This window comes from Cyanobacterium sp. HL-69 (assembly GCA_002813895.1).
Taxonomy (GTDB): Bacteria; Cyanobacteriota; Cyanobacteriia; order Cyanobacteriales; family Cyanobacteriaceae; genus Cyanobacterium.
In genome coordinates, this window is record CP024914.1 from 1 (window position 1) to 25,653 (window position 25,653).

Annotated in this window: 25 protein-coding genes and 1 pseudogene; 18 read left to right on the plus strand and 8 right to left on the minus strand. The window is 35.7% G+C overall.

What is annotated here, in order from left to right:
- The 3 genes from AA637_RS15200 to AA637_RS15210 are packed head-to-tail and all read left to right on the plus strand — an operon-like array spanning nucleotide 1 to nucleotide 2,013.
- Nucleotides 1–759: a ParA family protein gene (locus tag AA637_RS15200; RefSeq protein WP_069790896.1), complete on the plus strand. Its 759-nt coding sequence runs from the start codon at nucleotides 1–3 to the stop codon at nucleotides 757–759.
- Entirely contained in the window at nucleotides 752–1,660 is a 909-nt protein-coding gene (locus tag AA637_RS15205) for a ParB/RepB/Spo0J family partition protein (protein ID WP_446684717.1), read from the plus strand. Before AA637_RS15200 ends, AA637_RS15205 begins: the two co-directional genes overlap by 8 nt.
- A complete protein-coding gene (locus AA637_RS15210; RefSeq protein ID WP_446684718.1) occupies nucleotides 1,657–2,013 on the plus strand; it encodes a hypothetical protein in 357 nt (118 codons plus the stop codon). Before AA637_RS15205 ends, AA637_RS15210 begins: the two co-directional genes overlap by 4 nt.
- A 284-nt stretch (nucleotides 2,014–2,297) precedes the next feature.
- Here AA637_RS15210 and AA637_RS15215 read toward each other — a convergent pair whose 3' ends face one another.
- Nucleotides 2,298–2,582, minus strand: a complete 285-nt coding sequence (locus AA637_RS15215) for a hypothetical protein (RefSeq protein WP_446684719.1) — start codon at nucleotides 2,580–2,582, stop codon at nucleotides 2,298–2,300.
- Between the two features lie 144 nt (nucleotides 2,583–2,726).
- Between AA637_RS15215 and AA637_RS15220 the strand changes: the two are divergent.
- Together AA637_RS15220 and AA637_RS15225 are read left to right on the plus strand one after the other, a co-directional pair.
- Nucleotides 2,727–2,855: pseudogene (locus AA637_RS15220) on the plus strand (HNH endonuclease); the annotation flags it as partial.
- A gap of 196 nt (nucleotides 2,856–3,051) precedes the next feature.
- Entirely contained in the window at nucleotides 3,052–4,110 is a 1,059-nt protein-coding gene (locus AA637_RS15225; RefSeq protein ID WP_446684720.1) for a hypothetical protein, read from the plus strand.
- A 701-nt stretch (nucleotides 4,111–4,811) separates the two neighbouring features.
- Here the strand turns inward: AA637_RS15225 and AA637_RS15230 are convergent.
- Entirely contained in the window at nucleotides 4,812–5,198 is a 387-nt protein-coding gene (locus AA637_RS15230; protein WP_446684721.1) for a hypothetical protein, read from the minus strand.
- A gap of 408 nt (nucleotides 5,199–5,606) precedes the next feature.
- On the opposite strand from AA637_RS15230, the gene AA637_RS15235 reads away from it, so the two are divergent.
- Together AA637_RS15235 and AA637_RS15240 are read left to right on the plus strand one after the other, a co-directional pair.
- A complete protein-coding gene (locus AA637_RS15235; protein ID WP_069789433.1) occupies nucleotides 5,607–5,900 on the plus strand; it encodes a hypothetical protein in 294 nt (97 codons plus the stop codon).
- Nucleotides 5,891–7,099: a relaxase/mobilization nuclease domain-containing protein gene (locus AA637_RS15240; RefSeq protein ID WP_446684722.1), complete on the plus strand. Its 1,209-nt coding sequence runs from the start codon at nucleotides 5,891–5,893 to the stop codon at nucleotides 7,097–7,099. Before AA637_RS15235 ends, AA637_RS15240 begins: the two co-directional genes overlap by 10 nt.
- Before the next feature lie 150 nt (nucleotides 7,100–7,249).
- Here the strand turns inward: AA637_RS15240 and AA637_RS15245 are convergent, their stop codons facing one another.
- The 6 genes from AA637_RS15245 to AA637_RS15270 form a co-directional block, all read right to left on the minus strand.
- A complete protein-coding gene (locus tag AA637_RS15245) occupies nucleotides 7,250–7,669 on the minus strand; it encodes a type II toxin-antitoxin system VapC family toxin (protein WP_446684723.1) in 420 nt (139 codons plus the stop codon).
- The gene (locus AA637_RS15250) at nucleotides 7,656–7,913 is read right to left on the minus strand and encodes a DUF2281 domain-containing protein (RefSeq protein WP_446684735.1); all 258 of its coding nucleotides are present in this window, start codon (nucleotides 7,911–7,913) and stop codon (nucleotides 7,656–7,658) included. Before AA637_RS15250 ends, AA637_RS15245 begins: the two co-directional genes overlap by 14 nt.
- 241 nt (nucleotides 7,914–8,154) lie before the next feature.
- Nucleotides 8,155–9,075, minus strand: a complete 921-nt coding sequence (locus AA637_RS15255) for a cobalamin-binding protein (protein WP_446684724.1) — start codon at nucleotides 9,073–9,075, stop codon at nucleotides 8,155–8,157.
- Between the two features lie 44 nt (nucleotides 9,076–9,119).
- The gene (locus AA637_RS15260) at nucleotides 9,120–9,203 is read right to left on the minus strand and encodes a DUF2949 domain-containing protein (protein WP_446684736.1); all 84 of its coding nucleotides are present in this window, start codon (nucleotides 9,201–9,203) and stop codon (nucleotides 9,120–9,122) included.
- A gap of 56 nt (nucleotides 9,204–9,259) precedes the next feature.
- Complete coding sequence (locus AA637_RS15265) at nucleotides 9,260–10,036, minus strand: tryptophan-rich sensory protein (protein ID WP_446684725.1); 777 nt, start codon at nucleotides 10,034–10,036, stop codon at nucleotides 9,260–9,262.
- Nucleotides 10,037–10,890: 854 nt separating this feature from the next.
- Nucleotides 10,891–11,715 carry a tyrosine-type recombinase/integrase gene (locus AA637_RS15270; protein ID WP_446684726.1) on the minus strand — a complete coding sequence of 275 codons (825 nt, stop codon included), beginning with the start codon at nucleotides 11,713–11,715 and terminating at the stop codon, nucleotides 10,891–10,893.
- Nucleotides 11,716–11,844: 129 nt separating this feature from the next.
- Between AA637_RS15270 and AA637_RS15275 the strand changes: the two genes are divergently transcribed.
- From AA637_RS15275 to AA637_RS15325, 11 genes are all read left to right on the plus strand, one after another.
- Entirely contained in the window at nucleotides 11,845–12,390 is a 546-nt protein-coding gene (locus tag AA637_RS15275) for a hypothetical protein (protein WP_446684727.1), read from the plus strand.
- A 126-nt stretch (nucleotides 12,391–12,516) separates the two neighbouring features.
- Entirely contained in the window at nucleotides 12,517–12,741 is a 225-nt protein-coding gene (locus tag AA637_RS15280; RefSeq protein ID WP_069789459.1) for an AbrB/MazE/SpoVT family DNA-binding domain-containing protein, read from the plus strand.
- A gap of 14 nt (nucleotides 12,742–12,755) precedes the next feature.
- Entirely contained in the window at nucleotides 12,756–12,899 is a 144-nt protein-coding gene (locus AA637_RS15285) for a hypothetical protein (RefSeq protein ID WP_446684728.1), read from the plus strand.
- A 93-nt stretch (nucleotides 12,900–12,992) separates the two neighbouring features.
- A complete protein-coding gene (locus tag AA637_RS15290) occupies nucleotides 12,993–14,300 on the plus strand; it encodes an NF041680 family putative transposase (protein WP_446682790.1) in 1,308 nt (435 codons plus the stop codon).
- A gap of 122 nt (nucleotides 14,301–14,422) precedes the next feature.
- On the plus strand, nucleotides 14,423–14,647 hold the full coding sequence (locus tag AA637_RS15295; protein ID WP_446684737.1) for a type II toxin-antitoxin system death-on-curing family toxin: 225 nt from the start codon (nucleotides 14,423–14,425) through the stop codon (nucleotides 14,645–14,647).
- Between the two features lie 431 nt (nucleotides 14,648–15,078).
- Nucleotides 15,079–15,777: a MerR family transcriptional regulator gene (locus AA637_RS15300; RefSeq protein ID WP_446684649.1), complete on the plus strand. Its 699-nt coding sequence runs from the start codon at nucleotides 15,079–15,081 to the stop codon at nucleotides 15,775–15,777.
- 2 nt (nucleotides 15,778–15,779) lie between these two features.
- On the plus strand, nucleotides 15,780–17,039 hold the full coding sequence (locus AA637_RS15305; protein WP_446684729.1) for a vWA domain-containing protein: 1,260 nt from the start codon (nucleotides 15,780–15,782) through the stop codon (nucleotides 17,037–17,039).
- Between the two features lie 78 nt (nucleotides 17,040–17,117).
- Entirely contained in the window at nucleotides 17,118–17,720 is a 603-nt protein-coding gene (locus AA637_RS15310) for a hypothetical protein (RefSeq protein ID WP_446684730.1), read from the plus strand.
- A 162-nt stretch (nucleotides 17,721–17,882) separates the two neighbouring features.
- Nucleotides 17,883–18,842: a pentapeptide repeat-containing protein gene (locus AA637_RS15315; RefSeq protein WP_446684731.1), complete on the plus strand. Its 960-nt coding sequence runs from the start codon at nucleotides 17,883–17,885 to the stop codon at nucleotides 18,840–18,842.
- Between the two features lie 396 nt (nucleotides 18,843–19,238).
- The gene (locus AA637_RS15320; protein WP_446684732.1) at nucleotides 19,239–20,792 is read left to right on the plus strand and encodes a hypothetical protein; all 1,554 of its coding nucleotides are present in this window, start codon (nucleotides 19,239–19,241) and stop codon (nucleotides 20,790–20,792) included.
- 63 nt (nucleotides 20,793–20,855) lie between these two features.
- The gene (locus AA637_RS15325; protein WP_446684738.1) at nucleotides 20,856–25,649 is read left to right on the plus strand and encodes a DUF4011 domain-containing protein; all 4,794 of its coding nucleotides are present in this window, start codon (nucleotides 20,856–20,858) and stop codon (nucleotides 25,647–25,649) included.
- The last annotated feature ends 4 nt before the right edge of the window (nucleotides 25,650–25,653 follow it).

Below are 25,653 nucleotides of genomic sequence, written 5' to 3' on the forward strand. Positions count from 1 at the left end.
ATGACCAGTATTATTGCTTTATTTAACCAAGCGGGAGGGGTGGGCAAGACCACTATTACCTATAATCTTGGCTATCATCTCTCTCTTTTAAACCATCGTGTTTTACTCATTGATTTAGATCCTCAATCCTCATTAACGACTTTCATGGGTATTGAACCCGAAAATCTCGAGAAAACACCCTTTGATGCACTCATCAATGAAGAACCATTATTTATCCTCCATGATATTCATGGACTTGATTTAGCACCTACTAATATTACTTTATCAGTTGCTGAGGTACAGCTAGTCAACCTAGATTTTAGAGAAGTGAGATTAAAAGAAGCTATTGCCCCTCTCACGGACTATGATTTTATTTTGATTGATTGTCCCCCTAGCTTAGGATTATTAAGCTATGGTGCATTGGTGGCATCAACCCATGTATTAATTCCCATTGAAACTCACTTCAAAGCATTTCAGGGTACTAACTTACTGTTAGAAACCATTGCGAAGGTAAAAAAACGTGGTAACAGAGGACTACAGATAGGAGGATTTATCCCTTCCCGTTATAGTAAGGCTAATTCTCAAGATAAAAGAACCCTTCAGGCAATCACAGATGAGTTTGGAAAGGTGTCCACCGTTTATCCAGCGATTCCTCGTTTAACTGCTTTTGCGGATGCTTCTGAAGATGGACTTCCCCTTATGCTCTATGACCCCAAGTCTCCTGCTGTAAAAATATATAATGAACTTGCCCTTAGTATTGCCAAACTAACTCATGCCTAGAAAATCAGATAAGCCTTATCGTGCCCAAGCAAATCTCTCTGTTTTATTCGGGGATGAATCGTCTTCTGGTGAGACTATTAACATTAGCCAAATTATTTTACCTTCTTCACAGCCTAGAAAATACTTCGACCCTGAGAAGTTGGAACAATTAGCGTCTTCTATAAAAGCGCACGGTGTAATTGAACCTCTGCTGGTGCGTCCATTGGGAAACAAGTATGAGTTAGTGGCGGGGGAGAGGCGGTATCGTGCTTGTCAGATGGCAGAAATTAATGATATTCCTGTCACTATCAAAGAGTTATCTGATGAATCTGCTTTTGAGTTAGCCCTTGTTGAAAACTTGCAAAGAGAAGATTTAAATCCTGTAGAAGAAACTGAGGGGGTGTTATTTCTTCTTGCTCAGAAACTTACAATGTCAGTGGAATCAGTGGTTAACCTGCTCTATAAGATAAATAATGAGAGTAAAAAAGAATTTAACCATAACGTTATGGTTAACTCAGAAATTGAGGTGATTGAATCGGTTTTTAAAGACTTAGGGCGCGGTCGTTGGCAATCGTTTGTGGTTAATCGTCTTCCTTTACTCAAGCTACCAGAAGATATATTAACGGTACTAAGAGAGGGAAAAATTGCTTATACAAAGGCGATCGCCCTTAGTAAAATAAAAGACGATACCGCTAGACAAGAATTACTCAAGAAGGTAATTGAGAATAATTTATCCCTATCTCAGATTAAGGAACAGGTAAAGTTATGTAATAGCAACCAACGAGATAATGAGTCTCCCCAATTGAGAGTTAAGGAAATCACTAAATCTATTAACAAAGCAAAACTATGGGAAAAAGAACCCAAGAAATGGCAAAAGGTAGAAAAACTCTTAGCTAAGATTGAAGAATTAATCTCTCCTTGAGAATTAACACCAACGCAAAGGAAGAAAAAGAAGAGAAAAAAATACACCTTAAAAATAAGGTTCTTGCAGGAAAACGAAAAAAGCGACCAAAAATTAACTCTCCCAAAACTATTTCTTCACCTGAGTTCGGGATAAGCTCAAAGCTTTATTTTTTCCTAAAAAACCCCAATAGCTTCGTAGGGGTTCGTAGAAATAACAATAAAATGACCTTAACCCGAATGGACTTTAAGTGCCAGGGGATGTTGTTGATTAGGTTCTCTCCTCACCAAAAACTGCTGTTCTATCAATCTGATCATGACAATATGATAATCGTGACCAGTGATTTAAACCTTGGATGTCAAAACATCAAATAAATAAGGAAATATCAACATGAAAAAATACTTATCTGAGAGGGTGCATAAATGCGAAAAATGTGGTTTCACTATGAATCGAGATACTGCTTGCCGTAATGGTCATAGAAAACTACATCAGGGGTATGGAACGTACCTCTTTAGACGCAGAGTCGTCAAGCTCTACCGAATGCGGAAGTATGAGGCAACTTGGGGCGAAAAAGCAGATGTCTGCAAAGAAGCGTCAGAAACGCATTTTCGCTACGCTAAGAAATGCGTAGTTCATTAGAAAATAATTATGATTCGATTTATAAATTCTGCCATGCGTTATCCTCTTCTTCTGTTAACCAATCTTTTGCTAATAATGATTCACTTAATAAAGTAGTGTCTGATATACTTCCAGTCATTTTTTTTAACGTATCAGAACCATTGGCAAGTTGTTCTTTACTTTCTATACTTATCATAATCATTTGTGCGATCTCTTCTAGCTGTGCTTCTGATAACTCTGATAGCTTATTAATTACTTTTTCTAGTTGCTTAATCATGGTCTTACTCAATGGGAAAACTAAGTATGTTTCATCAATTATAGTCATTAACTTAATGGCATTATTCGTTAGGGAGAATATAACGCAGAGGGGTCTAGGCAGATCTTGAAAATTGATGAGTATTAGATTCCCTTTAGTGTAAAGGTTGTTATTTATCTTGCACTCTTGTGACAGCTTCGCTAGTTTTACCCCAATTATCAACCAGAGGATAACAGAGAAGAAAACTTGGTTTGCCTTTGTACCGCTTGTCATTTGAGTTACCATACCCGCAAACGTGGGAATATCAGCATCGGTCAGTTATCCCTAGATTTAGACTTTTAGATTATTTGGTGATAGCTTACAGCCCTTACCTATGCTTACCTCAAATGTGTGAGAAAATATACACTCTATCAATTACAGCCAGTGCCATTAACTCATGAGAGAAGAAGTAACGCTTATATATTACATCTCGCCTACCAGTAAAATTCACTCTAACCAATGCCGTCACTTCAAGGCGGATACTGACGGGTGGCAAAAGATGGATTCATACTCGGATGCCCTAGCTACTGGTGCTAAACCTTGTAAGATTTGTTGTCCTAAAACCTCGCCAATAAACATTGATGAGTTAGAAAATAAAGCTGATTTATCAGCAAAAGAAGTCAAGCAGACTACCACAGAAGATAAGCAGGAAACTACGAGTAATCCCCCTGCTAAACCAGAGGAAACGTTAGATAATTCAGATACCATAACCCCTAAGCAACAGGATTTATTTGCACAGTTAAGCACAGACAAGCAACCAGAATTCTCTGAACTCACCAAGGAGGACGGTAAAACAAGCGAACAATCAGAATCTTCCACCAAAGAGGATGATAAAACATCTGAGGTTAAGGATAAGAAAACCAAGTCAAAGAAAAAGAAGAAAGATAAAAAACCCCCTGCTAAAAAGTATAAAATCCTTGCAGGTAATGGATGTCATCAGGCGATCTCAGAGGTGCAAGGTATCTTAGTACCCCCCATTGATGATGAAAGTAGCTACGAGTTGATATTACCCGATGGTTTAGCTCTTGAAGCCACTTTTACCCGTCCTTATCTTGAGTCGTTAGTTCTTAAGCAACCTGATATTTTAGGGGTGCATTGGTTTCGGGGTTATCCCAAAATGCAAGATAATAAATTAGTCGCCTTTCAGATTGTGGGATGGGATGGCAATATGCCCACTAATGAGCAAGGTTGGGAAAGATGGGAATTTATTGGACTTTGGGCATTACAAAAAAATCTCACAGTTCAACGTTCCATCGCAGACCGAACGGTTAGAAAAGAAGCTAGAAAAACAGGATTTATTACAGAATTTAAGTTTACTTTTAGCAATACCGAGGATTGGGTTAAACAAAAGAAACTGTGGATTGGTTACGTTTATAAACTACTGTGTCGCAGGGAAGGGGATACTCTCAAAATACAAAAGGTAATCCCCTATGCTTGTCCTAGGAAAAAACCAATACCGAAACCTCAGCTTGTCAAGAAAAAAGCTTCACAGAAAGCAACTAAACCAACACAACACTCCCAGACTCATAGCGAACCACAAGTAGAAAAAGAGAATTAAATCATTTTCCTCTTTGTAACGCTATCTATATAATCTCATCAAAAAAATTATGCCAGAAATGCAACAGATGAGAGACTTTAATTGAACGCTCGGACTATCCCTGTATCCGTTATCCTCAAACGACTTGATTAAATCCGTGCTAAGGGTTACTGCATTTTCATGTTAAAACTTTATCAAAACTATGCAGAACAAGATGTCTGGAGATTAACTAACTCTTATCCTCAATAAATGACTAACCCTCAAATCTATTGCCCTATATACTTTTAAAGCTATTCTTAACATGAATTTTAAATAACCCTTAGCACGTTTTGAGAAAACACCCAACCCATAACGCTCTCGTTGAAGCCATAACGAATGTAGCCATAACGCTTCTGTGAGGGAAGAGCCGTTTCGTTGCTTTGTCTTTTAACGCCACCAATGGTGGCAGGACAAAGGTTGAATAATAACAATTAAGGAACAGCCTGTAGAGTGGCTAAAAGAGCAAATCGCCTACACGTCTCTTGCATCAACCGAGTTCTAACCAACAAACTTAGTAACAAGCAAATACTCAGAAATCATAATACAGACTAAGGATTAAGAAAACGATCGCCCCGGCATCATACAATCATTTTCCTAATTAACTTTCTCATGGTTGATAAAGTGATGGATACACTCACTAGAGTTTGTGACAATTGCTAGTGTAACCTCTTTATTTTTACTCCTTAAAATCCTAAACCTTTAAACTTTGGCGATGAATCATCATCTTTTTTCTTCTCATTGACTTCCTCATCTACATTTGAGAATGAAGATAGCAAATCTGAAAGGTCAAATCCTAAGTCAACCTGATTCGTTATTAGTCCTATCTGAGAACTTAAAGCACCTACTGATTGCCATGCCGATTCTTCTAAATCAAACGAATCTGATAATCCGATATTATCTTCATCTTGTAGATTATTAAGAGCAATAGGCAACCAATGATTTCTTAAAGTGTCCAATATAACTTCCGTTATAGTTTTTCCTTTTCTTTTTGAATAACTTTTTAAAAACTCCATCAATACTTTATCGTTTGAATCTGGAGAATAGTAAAGTTTGAATGCTAATTTTGACATAATCTCCCCATTATTTTCATCTTACTAACTAAAAAGTTCAACATCAGCCTTAACTGTTGTTGTTTTTTATAATCAGCCTTGAAGTAATTTTGTTCTACTTTTACAATATACCCTACTAAGGGTCTGTTAAGGGTTTAAAAAATGGGTTTTTTTACCCTTTTTCACTGTCTTTTTTACAAAAAGGCATCCCTTATTAAGGGTCTATTAAGGGTCATTTTCTGATTTTAACCCATTTTCAATCATCAAAATTCTCCATTTCTCCACACAATCGCTACACCCACGAGGACTCGTTTAAACAAGCCATTTTTGCAAATTGTTAACTTTTTAATCCAATTTTCATTGGTAGGCAATAAAATAGGGTTATTTGTTGTGGATTTAGCCAAAAAATGACGTTTTGAGGGAAAAAACTTGCCTAGAAAAATTATTTGTTCAGTTTACCTTAATGAAGATGAAAAGGAAAAAGCAAATGCCCTTAGTGAAGAAAGAGGGATAACCCTATCAGATTTATTTAAGTCAGTATTGTATAGAAAGATTCCCAAGACACCAAGCCAAGTAAAAGTGAAAGCAATCTTAAAGTTAGGAGAGGTGAGGAATCAGATTGAAGAATTGATGGAATATATACCATTGGAGCAACAAAAGAAGTTTAAAGATTTTTCAAAAGTGTTAGAAGAAGTAGAGGAAGAAATTGAACTATGCCCGTAGCAAAGCAAATAAAAGGAAGTGACTTCTACCGATGTATATCGTACTTACTTGATAGGGAAGAAAAAGAAATCATAGAAAGTAACCTGTCAGGTAAAACAGCGATCGCCCTTAGTAAAAGATTTGAATTATGTTGTCAGTTAAATGGGAGGATGAGAAAACCTGTATATCACGCCACAATCTCATTTAACCCGAATGAAGGTGAGTTGGATAATAGAAAGTTAAGGGCAATCTCCTATGATTATTTATATGGCATGGGCTTTGGGGAAGAAGAACCTGATTTAGATAAGTTGGAGAAGGAGAAAAGGAAGGGTGAAGGGCGAATGTTTGGTAGGGAATCCCTTGCTGTACCTTATGTGGTAGTGAAACATGATGATACGGAACATCAGCATATCCATATTGTGGCAGGTAGAGTAAGACATGACGGAAGCTGTGTGTCTAGTTATTGGGATTACCGTAAGTCTGAAAGGGTATTGAGGATGTTGGAAAACTACCATGGATTATCAAGCCCTGAAGGCACGGAAGTATTACAAGAGTTGAGAGATATTTTAGATAGGAGTAAGGAGCAATGTAAGGATTTTCAAGAATTAGATTTAGCCCTAAACCAAGAGGGAGTCAAAGTTTACAAGAAGAAGAGCGGTATTGTTTATGGTTACAAAAATAGTCACTATAAGGGTAATACTTTAGGAGCGAAATATACTCTACAGGGGATGAGTAAGGTGTTGGATATAAAAGGGTTAGAGGACTATCAAACCACTACTCCTAGTTTTGAATTTGATGATGAGTTTATCAAGAGGTTAGAGCAGTATAGGAATACCATGGAACAACTACTCAAAAATCAGGATACTGAGAGTTATAAGGGTGATTATTATGCCATTGAAAGGAGTAAGAAAAGTTTGGTGGTGAGTAAGGTTGATAATTCTGATGAGATGATTAAGTGGATTAAACCTGCACCTAATAAGCCATGGATTCTTAATAACTTTAGGTTTACAAGGGATACCTATGATGATTTTGAGGAGAAGACAATAGGAGTAAAAAACACCCTTGAGGTGCAGGAGAAAGAGAGGATTAAACAACTCGAAGCCGTTGAAAAACAGCAGGAGATTCAAAAGAAATTAATGGAGCAGATACCCTCGTCACAATCAGCTTCGGGAACTATCACTACTAACTCAGGAACTAACAGAAGGAGACGAGGCAGATAACCAGTGCATCTTAACACCAGAAGGAGAAGGAGGAGGTAACGAGCGCACCTTTGAAGAATATTTTTTATAGAGGTAAAAATGCAGAGAGCTGAAACCATTGCAGAACAGTTATTTTGGACATAGATTACCCCAGTCAAAGCAACCCTCGATTTAAATGGAAATGAGTAGATTTTCAAAAGGATAGGTTTGCTTCCAACGATACGTGTTAAAGTCTCGTTGATCTACTGAAAAAATACGTCCGTGTCCCAAATGTTCTGCTAACACAACAAGGGAAGCATCTGCTAAGTCCATTGGGAGATTTTGATATTGTTTCATCAATTGAGTAATACGAATTGTATGGTCAGGTTGTAAGTCAAAAACTGTAAACAAACCTTGATGAAAACTATTCAAAAAAATAATTTGAGCATCAACTCCTTTTCTCTTTAAAAGAAGATAACAAGTTTCTGTGATAACACACCATGTAGTCATGAGAGGCTCATTATATTGTTTTAAGGCTTGTTTCGCTCTTGGATGATAAGAGTCTTTCTGATCTATCAAAGCTAACCAAAATCCTGTATCAACAATGATCATATTTAGTTTCTAATGTTTCTGCTAGAACTTGTTTATATGTGGTTGATAAATCTTCTTCAACGGAACAAAATCCAATTAATCCAATGGCTTCAAATTTGTCATAGAGGGTTTTTTCTGACTCAAGCTCTTGTTTTTCAGTTATGGAATAGCGTTTTTTTAATGACTCAATAAAATCAGTAACTAAAGTTTGTGCCTCTTCTGGTAATTCACTTATATCATGTTGTATTTGCTCAAGATTAACCATGATAGTTACTCCTTTATGGTAATTTTCACGTTTGCTGATCCCATCATATCCTACATCGCCAAAACAAATCCTCTGGTCATTCTCCTTATCAAACAGCATAAATCTCATGCCTTCAATTATGGGGTAAAGCTGAGATACGTACAAAATAGTGCGAGATAAGCTAAAACTTTTACTATGAAATAGTTTCAGCATAGATCCCCTCTCGTTGTGCGAACCCTATGTTTATTCTTGTCGTTGTCTCTTACCCTAGAGGTTGCCAAGCCTTTCCCTGATGACCAAAATTAAAGCCATCTGGATGGATAATTTCAGCCAATATTTCCAAAGAATCAACTAAACGAGGACCGGGACGGTTAAAATAAGCATTCCCATCAGTGATGAAGACTTTTCCTTGCTTGACCGCTTTTAAATTGTTCCAGTCAGGGTGTTTTGTCAACACTTGGGATTCCTGACGAGTCCTCTCTAAATCAAAGCCACAGGGCATTATAATAATGACTTCAGGATCAGTCTGAGATAACGTATCCCAGGTTAGATAAGGTGAATGTTCCCCTTTCTTCCCCAATAAGGGTTTGCCCCCAGCCATTTCCATCAATTCTGGAATCCAATTTCCCCCTCCCATTAAAGGTTCAGTCCATTCCAAAGCCACCACAGTCGGACGGTTATCTTCTGACAAGGTTTTTGTTTGAGAGACTATCTTTTGCACTCTTCCCTGTAATTGTTGTAAAACCGGTTCACAAGGAACATCTAATACTCGGGCAACTCGTTCAATATCTGCCCAAACCTCTTTGAGTAAATTCGGTTGTAGGGAGATGATTTGAGGTTGACTGGAAATCAGGGAAGCAACTGCCTTTTCCACTTCTGGAAAACTGACAGCGCAGACATCGCACTGATCCTGAGTAATAATGTGAGTCGGTTGTAGTTGTTCTATAACATCTGTTTTCAATTGATAGATACTTAAGGCTGATTGTAAGAGAGATTGCACGTCAGCATCAATTTCCCCACTGGGTTTGTTGGAATTCAACCTCGCTTCAGTACAGATGGGCAAGTTGCCAACTTCCATTGGATAGTCACATTCATGGGAGCGCCCAACTAAACTCTCCATTAATCCTAAAGCTTCGACAATTTCTGTGGCACTTGGTAGCAGTGAAATAATCTTTTTATCCATTAGTTAAGACTCATTATTGGTTCAGGGCAATCAAAAATTTAATCTCATCGCCCCAAGTGAATAAACCCATACTGCCATAAAACCATGGACAGTTGGCTGGGAGTTTTCTGGATGTGATGCTGTGCCAATTCAAGCTACGCCACTGAAACTCCCAAATCTTGCGTAATGGCTTGATTTTCGCCCATTAAATTCTTTTCCTCTTTGCCTCAGCTTTTTTGCTGATACTGATGATGATTACCAGAAGTCCAGCTAACACCCCGGCAATGACAGCAAGAGTGGGATTTTGTCCCTGTCGGAAGGCGATAGCGACTAAAGCCCAAACAAACACCCAGCCATAAATGCTATCCCTGCGTTGCCAAATGACTATTACAGCTACAATCGCACCTATTACCATCATGATTGCTGTCCAAACTGGTGGACTAATTCCCCAGCCACTCCAATCTGCTATTTCCAAAGCCGAAGCCACGTTGACAATAGTCGCTACACTAATCCAGGCGAAATAGATGCTGATGGGAAAGTTAATCAACCATCTTTGTGAGGAAGGAAGGTTTGTTAAGTTAATGCCTAACTTCAAGTAGAGAAGAATTAAAGGAACTAAAATTCCGACCATTGCCATAACCGATAGGGCAAACAATTGAGATTGAAAAAGGAATACCCAAATAATTTGGCTCAAACTGCTGATGGCTAAATAGTAGCCCATCTGGCGCAGACGGGGATTATTGCTTTGAGTTGGTAAAACTTGGTAAATAGCCAGACTGATTAATCCTAAATAAATGAGTCCCCAAATAGCAAAGGCATAGTTAGCGGGAATGATCAGTACATTGGGGAAAAAGGTAGTCGAAATTTCACCCATTGTTAATCCCCTCCAAGGGGCAATGTTAGCCCAGACATTAATGCCAAACGCAGCTAGAATGGCGATGAAATTAACCCATTGTCTCAGTCCATCTTGATTAACTTTCATGATTTTCTAACCCAAATGTGGAATTAATCCTGTCAAAGTATCCTAACACAATGGTCACTAAATGATTTTGATTTAATTCGCTGGATTTTGGGGTTTGATGGATAAGTAAAAGTACATAAACCAGAGCCATTAAAACACAAGATTATTGAACTATCAACTAATACTATAAATGTTTATTAAATTGACAAATTATTTTTTTTTACCTAATTTCTTACTTGTTCAGATTCATGGAGCATCAATCTAATTTCTTCATAATAATCACCAACCTTGATAGGTTAAATTATAATTGAATCTGGACTATTAGTATTTACCCATAATAATATTTTATCAACGCATTTATAACCTAATTCTTGTTCTAGGGGTAAAGCTAGGGAAGCTGCAAGAAGCGTGCCAACTCGCTGAAATACAATTATTGTAAAGGTTTCACCCGTTACTGAAAGTAACTAAATATATTCTCTATAGAACATAAAAAGTTCTGATTTTAGGTAGAGTCGGAACTTATTTATTATAACTATATCCCAAAAGGCTTTTTTTAACCTTTATATTTCAACGAAAATCATAAAGTGTCATCTCTAAATAAAATTCGGAACTTTGTCACAGTTAATCTGTAGTATTTAAGAAATATTGTAAAACTATTATATAACCTTTACTATTAGTTGGTTTCAGCTACTTTTCCGATTTTGCAGCTTCCCTAGCTTTACCCCTAATACTAAATCCATTTTGTGTCACATCATGGAAAAAACAAGTTTAACAAAAATAATATATTACAGGGCGATCTCGAAAGGATTTGCTACTCCGCCCATTATCAGAGCCTAAATAAATAGCCTCTAGTTATTTTAGGTAAACGTTTACACTTATTGAATAGTCATAAAATCACTGCTACCTTCACGGGGATTAAGTCTCAAGTATCTCTCGGTGGTGCTAATATTACTATGACCAAGGGATTGTTGCAATAATCTGAGGTTGCAACCAGCTTCTAAAGCATGGGTAGCATGGGAGTGCCTTAACCAATGGCTGGAAAGTTCAGGGTTGATTCCCATTCTTTGAGCCGTCCTTTTTATCATCGTGTGTACCATGGAACGGTGGAGCTTGTTACCATTCTTAGAGACAAATATAAAACTACTACCACCCCTTAACTGCTGTAATTGTTCTACCAACCAATCAGGTACTAACAATATCCTTGTTTTTCCTCCTTTACCAAATACGGTGAGCTTGTTTCTCCTTAAATCTCTCCATTGCAAAGCTATTGCTTCTGATACCCTTAATCCGCAGACATAAATAAGTTTTAGCAGTAATTTATCCCTGAGCATCTTCGCTCCATTAATGAGTAACTGAACATCTTCTATCTCCAGAATTTTCTCTGAAATACGGTTTTTTTCTTTCCCTAGTTTGATGAGAGAACCAAAGTTATGCTCTAAGTAACCTATCTTGTAGCCATAGGAGAGTAGGCTTTTAATATGACGGAGTTTGTTATTTACTGTCACCTCACCATAGGTAAGCTGTAACCTTTGCCTCCACATCACCAAGTCTTCCAACCTAATCTCTTCCAAATCCTTCCCTACAAACTCCATAAACTGCTTAATAGTATGTCTATAAGTGTTCACCGTAGTTTTGCTCTTATCGGAGAGCCATAGGTACATTAGTTCCTCTAAGGAGACAATTTCTGTTATATTATTCATAGTTGCGTTACCCCGCATCCTAATAAAAGAGGTTGAGATATTGCCTTTATCTTTCCCTCAATTAATCATATCGTAACCTTGGTCTATATATCTTAATCTTCCTTCCCTTAGAATTTCAGGAGCAACAATGTGAAAAAACAATCAAAAGGTTTTGGTGATGTTGGTGAAAAAAGAAAAATAGCGAAGAAGTTAGGGGTGGAAAACATTTTTTGGAGACTGCCAAGAAGTGAACAGCCAGTGATTGAACGTAGTTGGGAAGACCAAGAGAAAACCATTGCTGAAATTATTGGTGTTGACTCTGATGGTGAACTTCTATCAGTTGATAAAAAAACGTTAAATACTTATGCACAATATTTACAGAACAATTTAATAATGCCTTGTTATTTGACAGGAATAGAAGATTTTAGTTGGGAAGAATTTTACATTTTTGGCAATGGGTCAAAAAAAGAACATGAGCAGTTAAGAAAAACAAGAGCTTCATATTTAGATACGTTTAAACTCATTGAATTAAAAACAGACTTTAATGAGTGGAGTGAGATAGGAGTTTCTGTACAAAGAATGGAAGATGGGAAAAAGTTTGAACTATGTTTGTCAGAATTGGAAGCAACGGAGCGGTTATCTAAAAATTATCAATTGCTCCATGATTACTCTTGTTGGTTTGTTAACTATCAATAAATATCTGAAGACACTCTTTCAAAGTTCACCCATCATATCGTAACAGTGCGGGGAAGATGAATTGATTTACTATTTCGTATAATGGTAATTCTAATAAGTATTATAATCTTCATCCTTTCTATGACTATGCACAAACTAAAACTCACCACGGTAGGTAGTTCTACAGGTACGGTAATTCCCAAAGAGATGCTCAGTAATCTTAAAGTAGAAAAGGGAGATAGCTTATTTGCTATTGAAACCCCTAATGGTTATTTACTAACTCCCTATGACCCTGAAATAGAGGAACAGTTAAAAGCTGGTAGAACGTTTATGAAACAATACCGAGAAACTTTTAAAGCTCTAGCACAATAATTACCTACTATTGTATGACCGAAATTAAATGGGTGAATAAAAAAGCATTAATTTACCTCCACGGGGAAAGTTTGGCAGAGCATGGGGGATTGGCTGGTATCAGGGATGAAGGCTTACTAGAATCAGCATTATATCGTCCTTTGAATTTATATCTGTAGTTTAGACTAAATGGGGAGAGAAAGAAGGAAGGGCAAGACAGAAAAGAAAAATAGAGAGAAAATATAAATAAGCAAAAATATAGTTTTCTCTCCATGAACAAATATAGCAGAATAGAAAAGTTCCGTGAAGATAGTTACTCAATGTTGGTCAAAAGTAAAGATGCAACTTTTGAGTTGATGGACAGTATAATGACCATGGAAAAAGTAGGAAGTGTAGCTCAACTATCCCTATCTCCATTTTTTCGGCGTCAATGGCATAGTACCTATGAAGCCATAGAAGATTGTCGGCTAAATAGTAACAAATTGATGAAAAGATGTATTCAAGAAATACCACCATTAGAATACATATTACTGGGTATAGACCACACTCCGTGGGCATTTAGAGATAGCCCCACCATGAAAGATAGAACTTATCAATACTCTAATTCATCGAGCAATTCATCGGTCATAGGACAAGGATATAGCACTATCGCTTGGTTACCACCATTGAATGAGAAAGGAAGTTGGGCATTACCTTTAAGACACGAAAGAATCACATCCTTTGAAAATCCTCTGGGTAAAGGGACATGGCAACTAAGGCAAGTGTGTAGAAAATTGCCAGAAAATAAACCGAAATTAGTAGTGTTGGATTGTGAGTATGGCAATGGCAAATTTATTAAGCAAACCGCAGATATTGAAATCAGTAAGTTGATTAGAGTACGTTCGAATCTATGTCTATATGGTAATCCTCCACCCTATAGCGGGAGAGGCAGACCGAAAAAACATGGGGCAAAGTTGAAATTAAATCAATGTGACCATTTTCCCCATGCCCATGAAATATTGGAAATGGAAGATTCATCCCTAGGAACAATACGTATGAGTAAATGGGAAGAACTTCATTTCTACAATGCCCCTTCACAAAAGCTAACTCTGTTTAAAATTGAACGATTAAAGCCGAAAAAAACTGGTGCTTTACATCGCCCACTGTGGTTAATCTGGGTGGGAGAGCAATTTTTATCTTCTTCCAATATTTGGATTCAATATAGCCGACGATTTGGTGTTGACCACTGGTATCGTTTCGCCAAACAAAGGTTACATTGGACTTTACCTCGTTTTCGCACTCCTGAGAGTTGTCAAAGGTGGAGCAATTTAATTGTCAATATCACTTGGCAGCTATGGTTATCCAAGGATTTAGTCAAAGAATATCATCTGCCATGGCAAAAACCTCAACAGAATTTAACCCCTGGAAGAGTTGCTCAGTCTATGATTTCATTATTGATGGATATTGGCAGTCCTACTCTTTCTCCTAAAAGTCGGGGAAAATCTCATGGGTGGCCTAAAGGGCGAAAAAGAAACAAAGCTAAAGTTTATCCTACGGTTAAAAAGCGTTTATCTAAGACTAAAAAAAGACCAAAAAAATAACTTTTAAGCCATTATTAAATTCATTTATCTTCTTTTTGAGCTAATCTTTGTTAGCTTACTTATTCTCTTACAATTTTTTTTAGTCTAAACTACAGTTATATAACTATGAGCAAGAAAAAGATATTGTTAGATTAGCTGCGGCCTATGGTTTTGGAGTAGTTCGCAACCATCCTTTTTTTGATGGTAATAAACGAGCTGGGTTTTTGGCGGTGGGTTTGTTTTTAGCACTAAATGGATTCAATCTCATAGCCTCTCAATTAGAAGCCACTAAAATAATACTAGCTTTAGCTGAAGGAAAAATAGGGGAAGAAGAGTTTTATCAATGGCTCAAAAATTATGTTCAATAAAGCTAGGGGATAAATATGTTAGAAATTAACACTAAGTTAAATGAACACACAGCGGACAAGTTAGCTTATATTCAAACTGCTACAGGCGTTTGAGTAGCATTTGTACAAGAAACCCCGATAAGAACTGTACCAATTAAACCCTCTAAAAATTATCACCCTCAAACGCTTGAAATCTCGTAGTAGATTTCTGTACCAAATAGACCTTAGTTTAATTAATACAGTGATCATGTCTAAAAAGTAGGTTCTTGAAACTTAGACAGAGAGAGAACTTTAGCCTTAGCGTGGTTTTCTGTACGGTTGCTACTCAAGCCCCGTAACGCTTAGGTTATAAAAGATTCAGATATTTCTCTTCCACTAGGGTATTAACCAGAGATTCAGTTACAATATAAAATGGTATTGACATTTTAGAAATAAATAGATATATTAAGAATATGGATTTAAAAAGCCTAGAAAACAGCCATCAAGAATGGCTAATCGATGAATTTGTGGAGGTAGCAAATCAATTATTACCCGACTATTTCCCTGAGATAAAAGGTAATACCAAAGTAAAAGAAGAAATTAACACCCGTCTGGTGCGTAGTTATACCAGTCAAAAATTAATGGATGAACCCATGCGCCAAAGTCGTTATGCTTTTTATAACTATCGTCATCTATTACAGCTACTGTTAATCAAACGTTTATTGAGTGACGGTATCGGCACATCAGCCATTAACGATTTATTAACCTCGAAAACTAATGAGGAGTTAAAAAGTTTATTAGTTGGGGGTGTGCAAATCAATATTACTACAGCTCATCCCACCGTAAGTGATAATGCAAGTTCTCGCAACTCTGCATTGGATTTTCTAGCGGATTTAAAGAAAAACAAACCCTCTACTACCCTCCAATTTAGACCTTCTAATCAGAACGAGCGTACTATGTCTGCATTGGATAATTCTACTTCCCATAACGCTCCTTTGATGGGAGAGGAGTCTGATATATCGGAAGGGGAAAATTGGACTCGTTTAAAGGTTGTGGATGGTTTAGAGTTACATATTCGTGATGATTTTCTTTATCCCAATAGTATCAAGGAAAAGGAATCCTTGATGGAACATTTAAGCAATATTTTAAGTAAATGGTTTAAAAAGAGGTAATTATGAGCAATGTTAAGCCCCAAGTGCAATTCATTTGTTTAAGGGATGCTATTTCTTCTGATAAGGTTACGAATCTTGATGTGGTTGTCAGGATAACAGTGCCTGAAATTAAAACGAATCAACAACGTCCTCCCCTTAATTTAGGATTGGTAATAGATCGCTCTGGGTCGATGCACGGTGATAAAATGGAGTATGCCCGTCAAGCTGCCATTTATGCTGTACAGCAGTTGTCTAAGGGCGATGTTGAAACAGTACAGGGCGATCGCCTCAGCGTTACTATCTATGATGATGAAGTAGAAGTAATTATCCCCTCCCAGATAGTTACGGATAAATCTAATATCATCAAGCGCATCGAAAAAATCCAGCCTGATGGTATGACAGCTTTATATGATGGTTGGTTAGAGGGTGCAACCCAAGTTAGTCAACATCTACAACCTGAGTATTTGAATCGAGTTATCTTGTTATCCGATGGTTTAGCCAATATAGGGGAAACTAATCCTGATGTTATTGGTAATAGCGTTCATGGCTTAAGTCAACGGGGAGTTAGCACCACAACCATGGGTATCGGTGATGATTTTAATGAGGATTTGATGCAGGGAATGGCTCTTTCTGGGGATGGTAACTATTACTATATCCAAAACCCTGAACAACTGCCGAATATTTTTACAGGGGAGTTACAGGGGATAATGGCAACCATTGGGCAGAAGGTGAGTTTAGGTATTAGAACTTTTGCAGGGGTAAAGGTAGTGGATGTTTTTAATGATTTAGAAAAAACTGAATTTGGCAATTATAAATTACCTAACTTGGTGGCAGGAAATGATATTGATGTGGTGTTACGGTTAAAAATCCCTGCCATGGCAAAATCTGAGTGTTTAGTAAACTTCCGCTTGGCTTATGATGACGGTGAAACCCAATCAAGAAAGGTATCCCACCACAAGTTACAGTTACCCGTGGTTACATCAAGCCAGTTGAATGATTATCCTTTTAATGAGGAAGTTAAGGCAAAAGTAGCAAAGTTAATGGCTTCTCGGGCAAAGGAGGAGGCTATTAAAAACCTTGATAGGGGTGATATTGCTGGAACGAAGGAGCGTTTACAGATGGCAAAACAAGAGATGATGACTTCTGGTATATCCCTTGAGATGATGGCACCTGAAATGGCTGAAATGAATGATTTGCTTGATGATTTGGAAAGGGGTAAGACTAAATCTATGCGCAAAAATGCCCAATATCAAAATTATCAAAAACGCCGTAATCGTCCATAAACTTTTGTTGTAGCCCAAGGGGCTTCATCAATAAATATTAACAATGTGCTACATCTATCTTGAAAATAAATATCATAAATGAGTAGTAAGCACAAAATATTAACCTTCTTCAAAATTAATAGGTATGACAATATGACAACCGTTCAATCAATGACATTAGACAAAGAGCTTTATACTCTTCAAAACTGTTTAGAAAAAGCCAATTTTGGGGATAATGTACGAATTATCATCGGGGAAGGAGAAGTGCGCTTGTTATCGATTTCAGGTAACGTGTATTGGCATAATATTGGTTTTAATGAGCAGGAATGGTGGCAATACGTCAAAACTAATAATGTTTTAAGTTGTATTAATCCAGAAGATAGAAATGCGACCTATTGTAAAGGAGATACAATCATTGCTTACGCTAATGAATATGGAGCTTTAGGTTGGGGAATTATCAAAAAAGATACCACCTACAGAAAAGTTGATGAGGGTTCAATAGAAGATGTTAAAAATGGGACACATTTATATCGATTAGATTTGGAGTGGCAATGTGTAGCGGATAATATCGAAGATGGAATTAAACCAGCAGATATTCTGAGTAAATTTAAGATACATCATCCACTATCTGCTTTTTCTCCTATTAAAGATGATAAGGATGCGGAATTACTAATTCAAGAGTTAGAAAACAAGTTTAATTAGTTTGAATCATACTGTGAGAAAACTAGGGGAAGTCATCTTTTCTCCTTTTTAAACTTCATCAAAAAATATTAAAGGCAAACTGCACAAATGATCAAAGTGAATAGGACAAATAAGTAGTAAGTAGAAATTTGATCATCCATTAAAATAAAAGGAGTAAAAACAATGGGGAAAACTAACCATCATCAAAAAGAAAAATATTTAATCAATCAATGTTTAAATGTAAATTATCTCAGTGATGAAGAAGCGGGAAGGCTACATGGACAACTTTCTATGTATATAGAAGGATTGTTAATGCAAAATGAGGAAATTGGAGTTGCTCGATTAATAGGTAAAAATGATCAAGAGGCTTATTTATTAGATAGTGATTTCGTAGAATTTGAATTTGTCGAACAATATTTAATTCCCCTTTGGCTTCGTACTTGGAAAGCTGATTGGGTTGATTATGAATCTGTATGGGGAGACGATGGTAGCGGTTTGACAGGTGGCATTGATATAATCCCCTTTGTTTATGCTTTATCATCAGCTAATTTTACAGAGGATTGTTTTTTTGGTCGTTTGAGCTATAACTCGGAGACTTATGCCGTGAATGGTAAAATCGCCGATGTACATGAATTTATGGCTTATGTGTTCAATACAATTCATAATTCTGGTAGTCTTAGTTTCGACTATCTAGGTTATTTTGAGGAGTCTGGCATCCCAGAACATATAATTGAATTACTTACAACTCCTGAAGATATACCAGATACAACGGATGTTCTATTTGAGATAGTTACTTGTTTTTCTGATTTTGATGGTTTGACCAGTAACAGAGATGCTATCTTAGGATTAATTAAATTAAATGAGTTAGACCGTTTACGGGAATGGACGGAAGATTTAGAAGATATTGATTTAAGTGATACTGATTTAAGTAATCTTGATTTGAGTGGCTTTAATTTAACTAACGCTGATTTATCTGGTGCGGATTTAACGGATGCAAATTTAACCGATATTAATTTAACGGGGGCGAATTTGAGTAATGCAGATTTATCTGGTGCGGATTTGACGGATGCAGATTTAACTGATGCCAATTTAGAGGGAATTATTACTGATGAAAATACCACAATAGAAATTCCTGAAGAATAGTGTTTTATGAGTAAAAGGTACGATTAGTGGTGAGCAATGTGCGTATTGGGTAGCAGCTCTTTTTGTGTACAAATTTCTCTTTTAAAAGACTAACACTAGATTAGATATAAACTATTCCATATAATTTTGTCGTTAGAGAAATATTAATAGTAATTGTGGGAATACTATTGATAGGGTAATTAATTTAACTCAATTTTTGGCGTTGCTGAATCAAGGTATGAGAATAAAAATCTAGCAATTCTAAATAACAGCCATTGAATAAATAGTTTAGTGATTCGTACTCAATACCAATCATACTCAAAATCAGCAATGGCTGCCAAAAAATGAAATCAAAAGAAAAATTAACTATTAAAATAATTTAATAATTTAATAATTTATAATATAGGGAAAAGTTTTATGGAAAATATCACAATAAAAATAGAAAATAAAGAATGTTTTAACTTTGCTTTAGAACAGTGTGGAATACCATTAATTGAAGCTATTTATATCGAGAATCAAAATACTTTTCCCCTTGAAAATACTTTCATAGAAATAACTTTACATCCAGATTTTGAAGTACCTCCAAAAACAATATCTTTACCCAGAATCCATGGTGGAGAACGTTATAAAATAGAAGAAAAAGAGTTGGATTTAAGACTACCAACTGCGAGAATGGAAAAAACTTTAGAAGCAGAAAGGATAATTTTAGAATGTAAGTTAAAAAAAGATGAAGAAGTTTTAGAGCAAGTCAAAAAAGATGTTATTTTATCTGCCTATAATGATTGGAATTTAAAAGATTTTTATCCAGAACTATTAGCTTGTTTTATTACTCCAAATCATCCTGTCATAATGCAGGTACTTAAACAAGTTAGAGAAATTAAAAAACACAATACAGGGGATAATTCTCTACCTGGTTATCAACATAATGCTCAAACAGTTTATGAAATGACGAAAGCATTATATGAAACTTTTAAAGATTTTGGTATTTCTTATATTAATCCTCCTGCATCTTTTGAAGCAAATCAAAAAATTAGGTTGGCTGATATGGTGTTATATGACCAAATGGGTACTTGTCTTGATTTAACGGTTTTAGCTTGTTCCTGTTTAGAACAAATGGGATTATATCCCCTCGTAGTCTTAGTTGAAGGTCATGCTTTTATTGGAGTTTGGTTACAAGAAGACATTATTAACTATAATTTAATTATTGAAGATAAACTAAAGCTAATTAACTTTATCGAGTCAGACAATTTATTATTATTCAACTCCAGTACCTATGCGTCTAATCCACAACCTCCTTTTGAACAAGCAGTAGAACAGGGTAAGAATATTCTCAATACTACACCCTTAACTGGTGCAGTTGATATTAATATCTGTCGGAAAAAAGGTTATAAACCTTTGCCTATTCGCATGGGTGCAATAAACACGGAAGTTAACGAAGAAGAAGTTACCAGTCTTGCCCAACAAATATTAAAACAGGCGGCTTTAGCTCAACAAAATATAAAATCAGAAGTAGAAGTAGAAGTAAAATCTGAAGAAAAAGAGCCTTTACCAAAAGTAGTAGAAAAACGCTTTAGTCGTTGGAAATCCAGTATGTTGGATTTATCCATGAGAAATAAATTACTAAATTTAGCAAATTTAAACATTACAAAAATTGTTGCTAATATCTTAATTGAAGAAGTTAAACAATGGTTAGTTGAACTACTGGCTCGTCAACAAAAAAACAATGAAGAAGATAACATAGATCCCCAATCCTTAATGGCATTGTTAGAGTTAGTCAGTGATCTAAGACCAGCAACAATTGTTGGGCATAATTTTAATCTAAGTGAGCAATTTAACCTAGGTTCTTATATTCAAGTAAAAGAGCCTTTTTTACAACTATTATTAAGCCAAATATTACAACATCAACAAAGAGAAATCTATGGAGCGATAGGTCATTATCTTCACAAACAGCTAAAAAAACAACCATTTTGAATATTAGATATTCCTTCAAAAATACTTGCACAATTTGAAGATTATTTAGCATCAGGTAAAAGTATTGAAATTATACCCGACGCATCAGATCAATCTGAATCGAGCAGGGCTAATTTACAAAACCGTATTGATGAAAATGAAATTTTAGCTAGAAAAACAACCGAATTAGTCAAGGGTAGATGTACCGCTATACAAGGAATCGGACTAGACATACCCTTGGGAGAAGTTGAACTCTATTCCATTGGTAAAATGCTTGAAAGAGAAGCTCTTACAGCCCTAGAAGAAACAGGCTCTAGCACTCTATACCTTGCATTAGGATTATTACAATGGAGTGATCCCAAAGGCAATACCCCAATACTTGCCCCACTGTTTTTATATCCCATACAAATATCGATCAATCGAGCCAATCGCCGAGTAAAAATAAAATTGGATAATGCAGATCCTGTTGGAAATGTTACTTTAGTCGAAAAAATACGTCAAGAATATGGAATTTATCTTGATGTAGTGGTATCTCCCCCAGAAGATGAAAGTGGATTTGATATTACAAAAGCTCTTACCCAGATAAGACAAATCATTGCCAATCAACCCGGATGGTTAGTCATTGATTCTTGTGTCATTACTACTTTCTCTTTCCGTCAATTCTTAATGTGGAAAGACTTACAAGACAATACAGATGCACTACTACAAAATAATTTAGTAAAGCAAGTGGCATCGGGAGGCTTACAACCTCTTGAAGATCCTTTAGGGGAACTAAATCCAGATGTGTTGGATCAGATTCCTATTTCTGATATTCCTGCGGTAGTTTCGGGGGATTCTTCTCAATTGTTAGCGGTTTATGCGGCTTTACAAGGACGTAGTTTTGTTTTACAAGGACCACCGGGGGCGGGAAAATCCCAAACCATCACTAATTTAATCGCCGCTTTTTTAGCTAAGGGCAAATCCGTTTTATTTATTGCCGAAAAGATGGCCGCTTTAGAGGTAGTACAAAGACGTTTAAATGGCATTGGTTTAGGAGATTTTTGCCTGGAGTTACATAGCAGTGATGTCAACCGTAGGACAGTAATTGATTCTTTGATGGAATCATTTAATCAGCAACGTTTATCAAAGATTGATGCTAGTGAATTATTAGCTGATTTAGAGGAGATTAAAGAGACGTTAGCTAATTATCCCATCGCTCTTCATCAAAAACAGTCTTTTGGTTTATCAATGTATGAGATTATGGGAGAGTTAGAGGGGTTAGAGACAATGCCCACAGTTAGTTTACCCCCTTCTGTTATAAAGAATATTACTCCGAACCAATTTAAAGAGATGAACCAAGCCCTAGAGGATTATGCTCGACGGGTTGAGTTAGTTGAACCTATTTCGGAGCATTTATGGCGTTTTAGCAATTGTAGTGAGTGGAGTTTATCTTTAGAGTTAGAAATAACTAATTTGCTCAATCAATTAACTAACTATGTTTCGGAATTAGATGACAAACTATCATCATGCTTAAAAATGATGAACAATGATAGTGCTAATCGTTCTAACTCTGAGAATAGATGGAAACCTTCTTGGAATGTCATAAAACAAATTTCCCAATTAGGTACGTTATTCCAAAATAATCTTCCTGAATGTGTTTATGACCAAAATAGTTGGGGCGAATACTCTCAAATAGCTAAAAAATGGCTAAATATATCCAATACATATTTTTACGGTAAAGAAAAACTGAGTAAGCATTGGAAGGATGATATTCATGAGTTGGATTTAACTTCTCAAATCAAAACTTTTGAAAAGTTAGAAAAAATGTTTCCTTTACTGCGTTGGATTATGCAAATCATACCACGCTTTTCTTTACGTTCTATTGCCAAAGGTAAATTACCTTCTAATCAACAAATTTTAAAAAATTTGAAAGAAGCCCTAGAAGTTAAAAATTTATTATTAAAAATTGAAGGTGGCAAAAAAGAAATAGACCGTTTATTTAATCCTTATTGGCAATCTGACTATAATAGTTTAAATGAATTAGAGCTATTAATTCAACAAGGGAATAACATTAATAATTATACATCCCAACTACACCCTCAATTATCAAATAAAATTGAATTATTAGTTCATCAAGATGATAATTTCAAGAATGAATATTTATCAAAAATAACTGAATTAAATGATTTAATTCACTCCTTTGAAAATGATTGGAGAAAATTTAATCAACTAATGGAAGCTAGTGGGGATATTATTTCTTTCCAAGAGGATAATTTTCTTGCACAAACGAAAACATTATTAAATAAATTAAGGACTGCTCAAAAAGATTTTCAGAATTGGTGCAGGTATCAAAAAAGTGTTAATAATTTAGAAGATAATCAACTTGATTCTATTATTAAAGCACATCATAAAGGAGAGATAGAACTAAACCAATTGGAGCAGATTTTACGCAAATCTATCCTTTATCCTTGGTTTGTGCAATATTTTGATAGTTTACCTATTTTACGAGAGTTTGATGGGACTAAACAAAAGGAATTTGTTACCAAGTTTAATCTTTTCTATAAGGAGTATTTAAAACTTAATCAAGAAATAATTAAAGCAGAACTTTGTCAAAATTTACCTTCTGGAAAAGTCATTTTTGAAGGATCTGAAATAGGTATTTTAAAAAGGGAAAGTCAAAAACAAAGAGGTCATATTCCTATTCGTGCTTTATTACAAAAAATACCAAACCTATTACCTAAATTAAAACCTTGTTTCTTGATGAGTCCTGCTTCTGTAGCTCATTTTTTACCTGCTGATGGTACTCCTTTTGATTTAGTTGTATTTGATGAAGCATCTCAAATTGAAACTCACAACGCTATTGGAGCTTTAGCTCGTGGTAAACAGGTTGTTATCGTTGGTGATTCTAAGCAAATGCCCCCCACTAGTTTTTTTGGTGGGGCTGGTGGAGGAGATACTATTATCGATGAAAATGATATTATCGAGATGGAAAGTTTTTTGACCGAGGCGATCGCATCTCAATTCCCTGAACAAATGCTCGAATGGCATTATCGTAGTCGTCATGAGATGTTAATTCAATTTAGCAACCATAACTACTATAAAGGTAAACTAAATATTTTCCCCGCTGCCGAAACTAAAAGTAGTGAGCTAGGAGTAAAATGGCACCACATCACCGATGGCTATTATTTAAAAGGAGCAGAAAAAAATAACCCTCTCGAAGCAACTGCATTAGTAGATTATTTAGTAGAAAGACTAAAAACCTATCAACCTCAAGAACGTAGTTTTGGAGTAATTACTTTTAGTATGCCCCAAAAATTCCTCATCGATGAATTATTAGATGAAGCCCGTCAGAAATATCCTGAAATAGAACCCCATTTTAGTAAAGAATTTGACGAAAGCGTATTTGTAAAAAATTTAGAAAATGTGCAAGGAGACGAGCGAGATGAAATTTTATTCAGTATTTGTTACGCTCCTGACAAAAATGGCAATTTTTCAGTTAACTTTGGACCATTAAATCGTCAGGGAGGAGAAAGAAGGCTCAATGTTGCCGTTACCCGTGCGAAAGAATCGATGCACATTTTTTCAAGTATCACAGGCTCCCAAATCGATATAAATCGCACTAATGCCATAGGGGCGCTACATCTTAAAGAGTTTCTTGAATTTGCAGAAAAGTCTTCCCGTCAATCTGAGGATTTATTCTTAAAAACAAATGACTTTGATAGTGATATTGAAAAGCAAATATATCAAGAGATAGTTAATATAGGTTATACCGTAAACTGTAAAGTCGGTTCAGGTAGTTATCGAGTTGACTTAGCCGTAGTTCATCCCCAACATCCAGGCATCTACGTTTTAGGAATCGAAACCGATGGAATTAGTTATCATCAAGCCCCTACAGTATTGGATAGGGAAGGAGTCAGACAAGTTGTTTTAGGGTTAATGAAATGGAATATGTACAGAATTTGGTCACTAGATTGGAAATTTAGACGGGAGGAAGAAATTAGCAAATTAAAACAAGCAATAGAAAAAGCGATTGAACAATTTGATTTGACAAATACCCTATCTCAAAATAATAGTGAAACTATACCAAATATTGATTCATCTTCCATTTTAGAGTCAGAAAAAATTAAGCAAAAAAATTCACAAAAAACAGATTACGAGCCACAATTTCAGTTAAGAACGAATGACAATCAACTTCCAACTACTGTAAGTAATTTTAAAAGAGCGAGTACTATTGGAAACACAAAAGAAGAAAATGGTCGCTTTCAAAATGAACAGAAAATAACAGACGTACAAGAATTAAATAAGGTAGAAGAGAGTCAATCCACTTTATTAGAATCTAGCCCCTTAATTCCTTATGTTACCGCTAATTTAGAAGTTGTTACCGATAATAAAGGGTTAATTTATGAAAAAGAATCAAAAGTTTTAGTCATAAGAAAAATCAACCAACTCATAGAAGTTGAAGCTCCCATCTTACTCAATGATATGTTAAGACCTATAGCCCAATGTTGGTCATACTCTAGTATGAGTAAAAAATTAAAAACATATTTAACCAATACTATTAAGCAACTTATAAAAGAAGGTAAATTATACTTAAATGATGAATTTGTTTGGCAAAGTCGCTTTCAATGTGAAAACTGGGATAAAACCAGAACAAATAATGATGAATATAAAAGAAAAATAGAACAAATTTCTATTCAAGAATTAGCCGTAATATCAGAGTGGATTGTGCAGCAATCTTTATCTATTGATGAGGAAGGATTGATGAAAGAAGTTGCTAACATTTTAGAATTTAAACAACTTAATAAAAGTATTAAAACTCGTTTACAAAAAACGATCAAATATATGTATGAAAAAGGTAATGTAGACCATGAAAAAGATAGGATATTTTGGAAAATTTAATACT

Excerpts from the sequence above, each read along its gene's own strand:
- AA637_RS15290 (WP_446682790.1), top strand. The coding sequence starts at position 12,993 with ATGAACAAATATAGCAGAATAGAAAAGTTCCGTGAAGATAGTTACTCA.
- AA637_RS15240 (WP_446684722.1), top strand. The coding sequence starts at position 5,891 with ATGCCCGTAGCAAAGCAAATAAAAGGAAGTGACTTCTACCGATGTATA.
- AA637_RS15265 (WP_446684725.1), bottom strand. The coding sequence starts at position 10,036 with ATGAAAGTTAATCAAGATGGACTGAGACAATGGGTTAATTTCATCGCC.
- AA637_RS15255 (WP_446684724.1), bottom strand. The coding sequence starts at position 9,075 with ATGGATAAAAAGATTATTTCACTGCTACCAAGTGCCACAGAAATTGTC.
- AA637_RS15300 (WP_446684649.1), top strand. The coding sequence starts at position 15,079 with ATGGATTTAAAAAGCCTAGAAAACAGCCATCAAGAATGGCTAATCGAT.
- AA637_RS15215 (WP_446684719.1), bottom strand. The coding sequence starts at position 2,582 with ATGACTATAATTGATGAAACATACTTAGTTTTCCCATTGAGTAAGACC.
- AA637_RS15250 (WP_446684735.1), bottom strand. The coding sequence starts at position 7,913 with ATGGTTAATCTTGAGCAAATACAACATGATATAAGTGAATTACCAGAA.
- AA637_RS15285 (WP_446684728.1), top strand. The coding sequence starts at position 12,756 with ATGACCGAAATTAAATGGGTGAATAAAAAAGCATTAATTTACCTCCAC.
- AA637_RS15320 (WP_446684732.1), top strand. The coding sequence starts at position 19,239 with ATGGAAAATATCACAATAAAAATAGAAAATAAAGAATGTTTTAACTTT.
- AA637_RS15310 (WP_446684730.1), top strand. The coding sequence starts at position 17,118 with ATGAGTAGTAAGCACAAAATATTAACCTTCTTCAAAATTAATAGGTAT.
- AA637_RS15305 (WP_446684729.1), top strand. The coding sequence starts at position 15,780 with ATGAGCAATGTTAAGCCCCAAGTGCAATTCATTTGTTTAAGGGATGCT.
- AA637_RS15280 (WP_069789459.1), top strand. The coding sequence starts at position 12,517 with ATGCACAAACTAAAACTCACCACGGTAGGTAGTTCTACAGGTACGGTA.
- AA637_RS15200 (WP_069790896.1), top strand. The coding sequence starts at position 1 with ATGACCAGTATTATTGCTTTATTTAACCAAGCGGGAGGGGTGGGCAAG.
- AA637_RS15205 (WP_446684717.1), top strand. The coding sequence starts at position 752 with ATGCCTAGAAAATCAGATAAGCCTTATCGTGCCCAAGCAAATCTCTCT.
- AA637_RS15225 (WP_446684720.1), top strand. The coding sequence starts at position 3,052 with ATGGATTCATACTCGGATGCCCTAGCTACTGGTGCTAAACCTTGTAAG.
- AA637_RS15245 (WP_446684723.1), bottom strand. The coding sequence starts at position 7,669 with ATGATCATTGTTGATACAGGATTTTGGTTAGCTTTGATAGATCAGAAA.
- AA637_RS15230 (WP_446684721.1), bottom strand. The coding sequence starts at position 5,198 with ATGTCAAAATTAGCATTCAAACTTTACTATTCTCCAGATTCAAACGAT.
- AA637_RS15315 (WP_446684731.1), top strand. The coding sequence starts at position 17,883 with ATGGGGAAAACTAACCATCATCAAAAAGAAAAATATTTAATCAATCAA.
- AA637_RS15270 (WP_446684726.1), bottom strand. The coding sequence starts at position 11,715 with ATGAATAATATAACAGAAATTGTCTCCTTAGAGGAACTAATGTACCTA.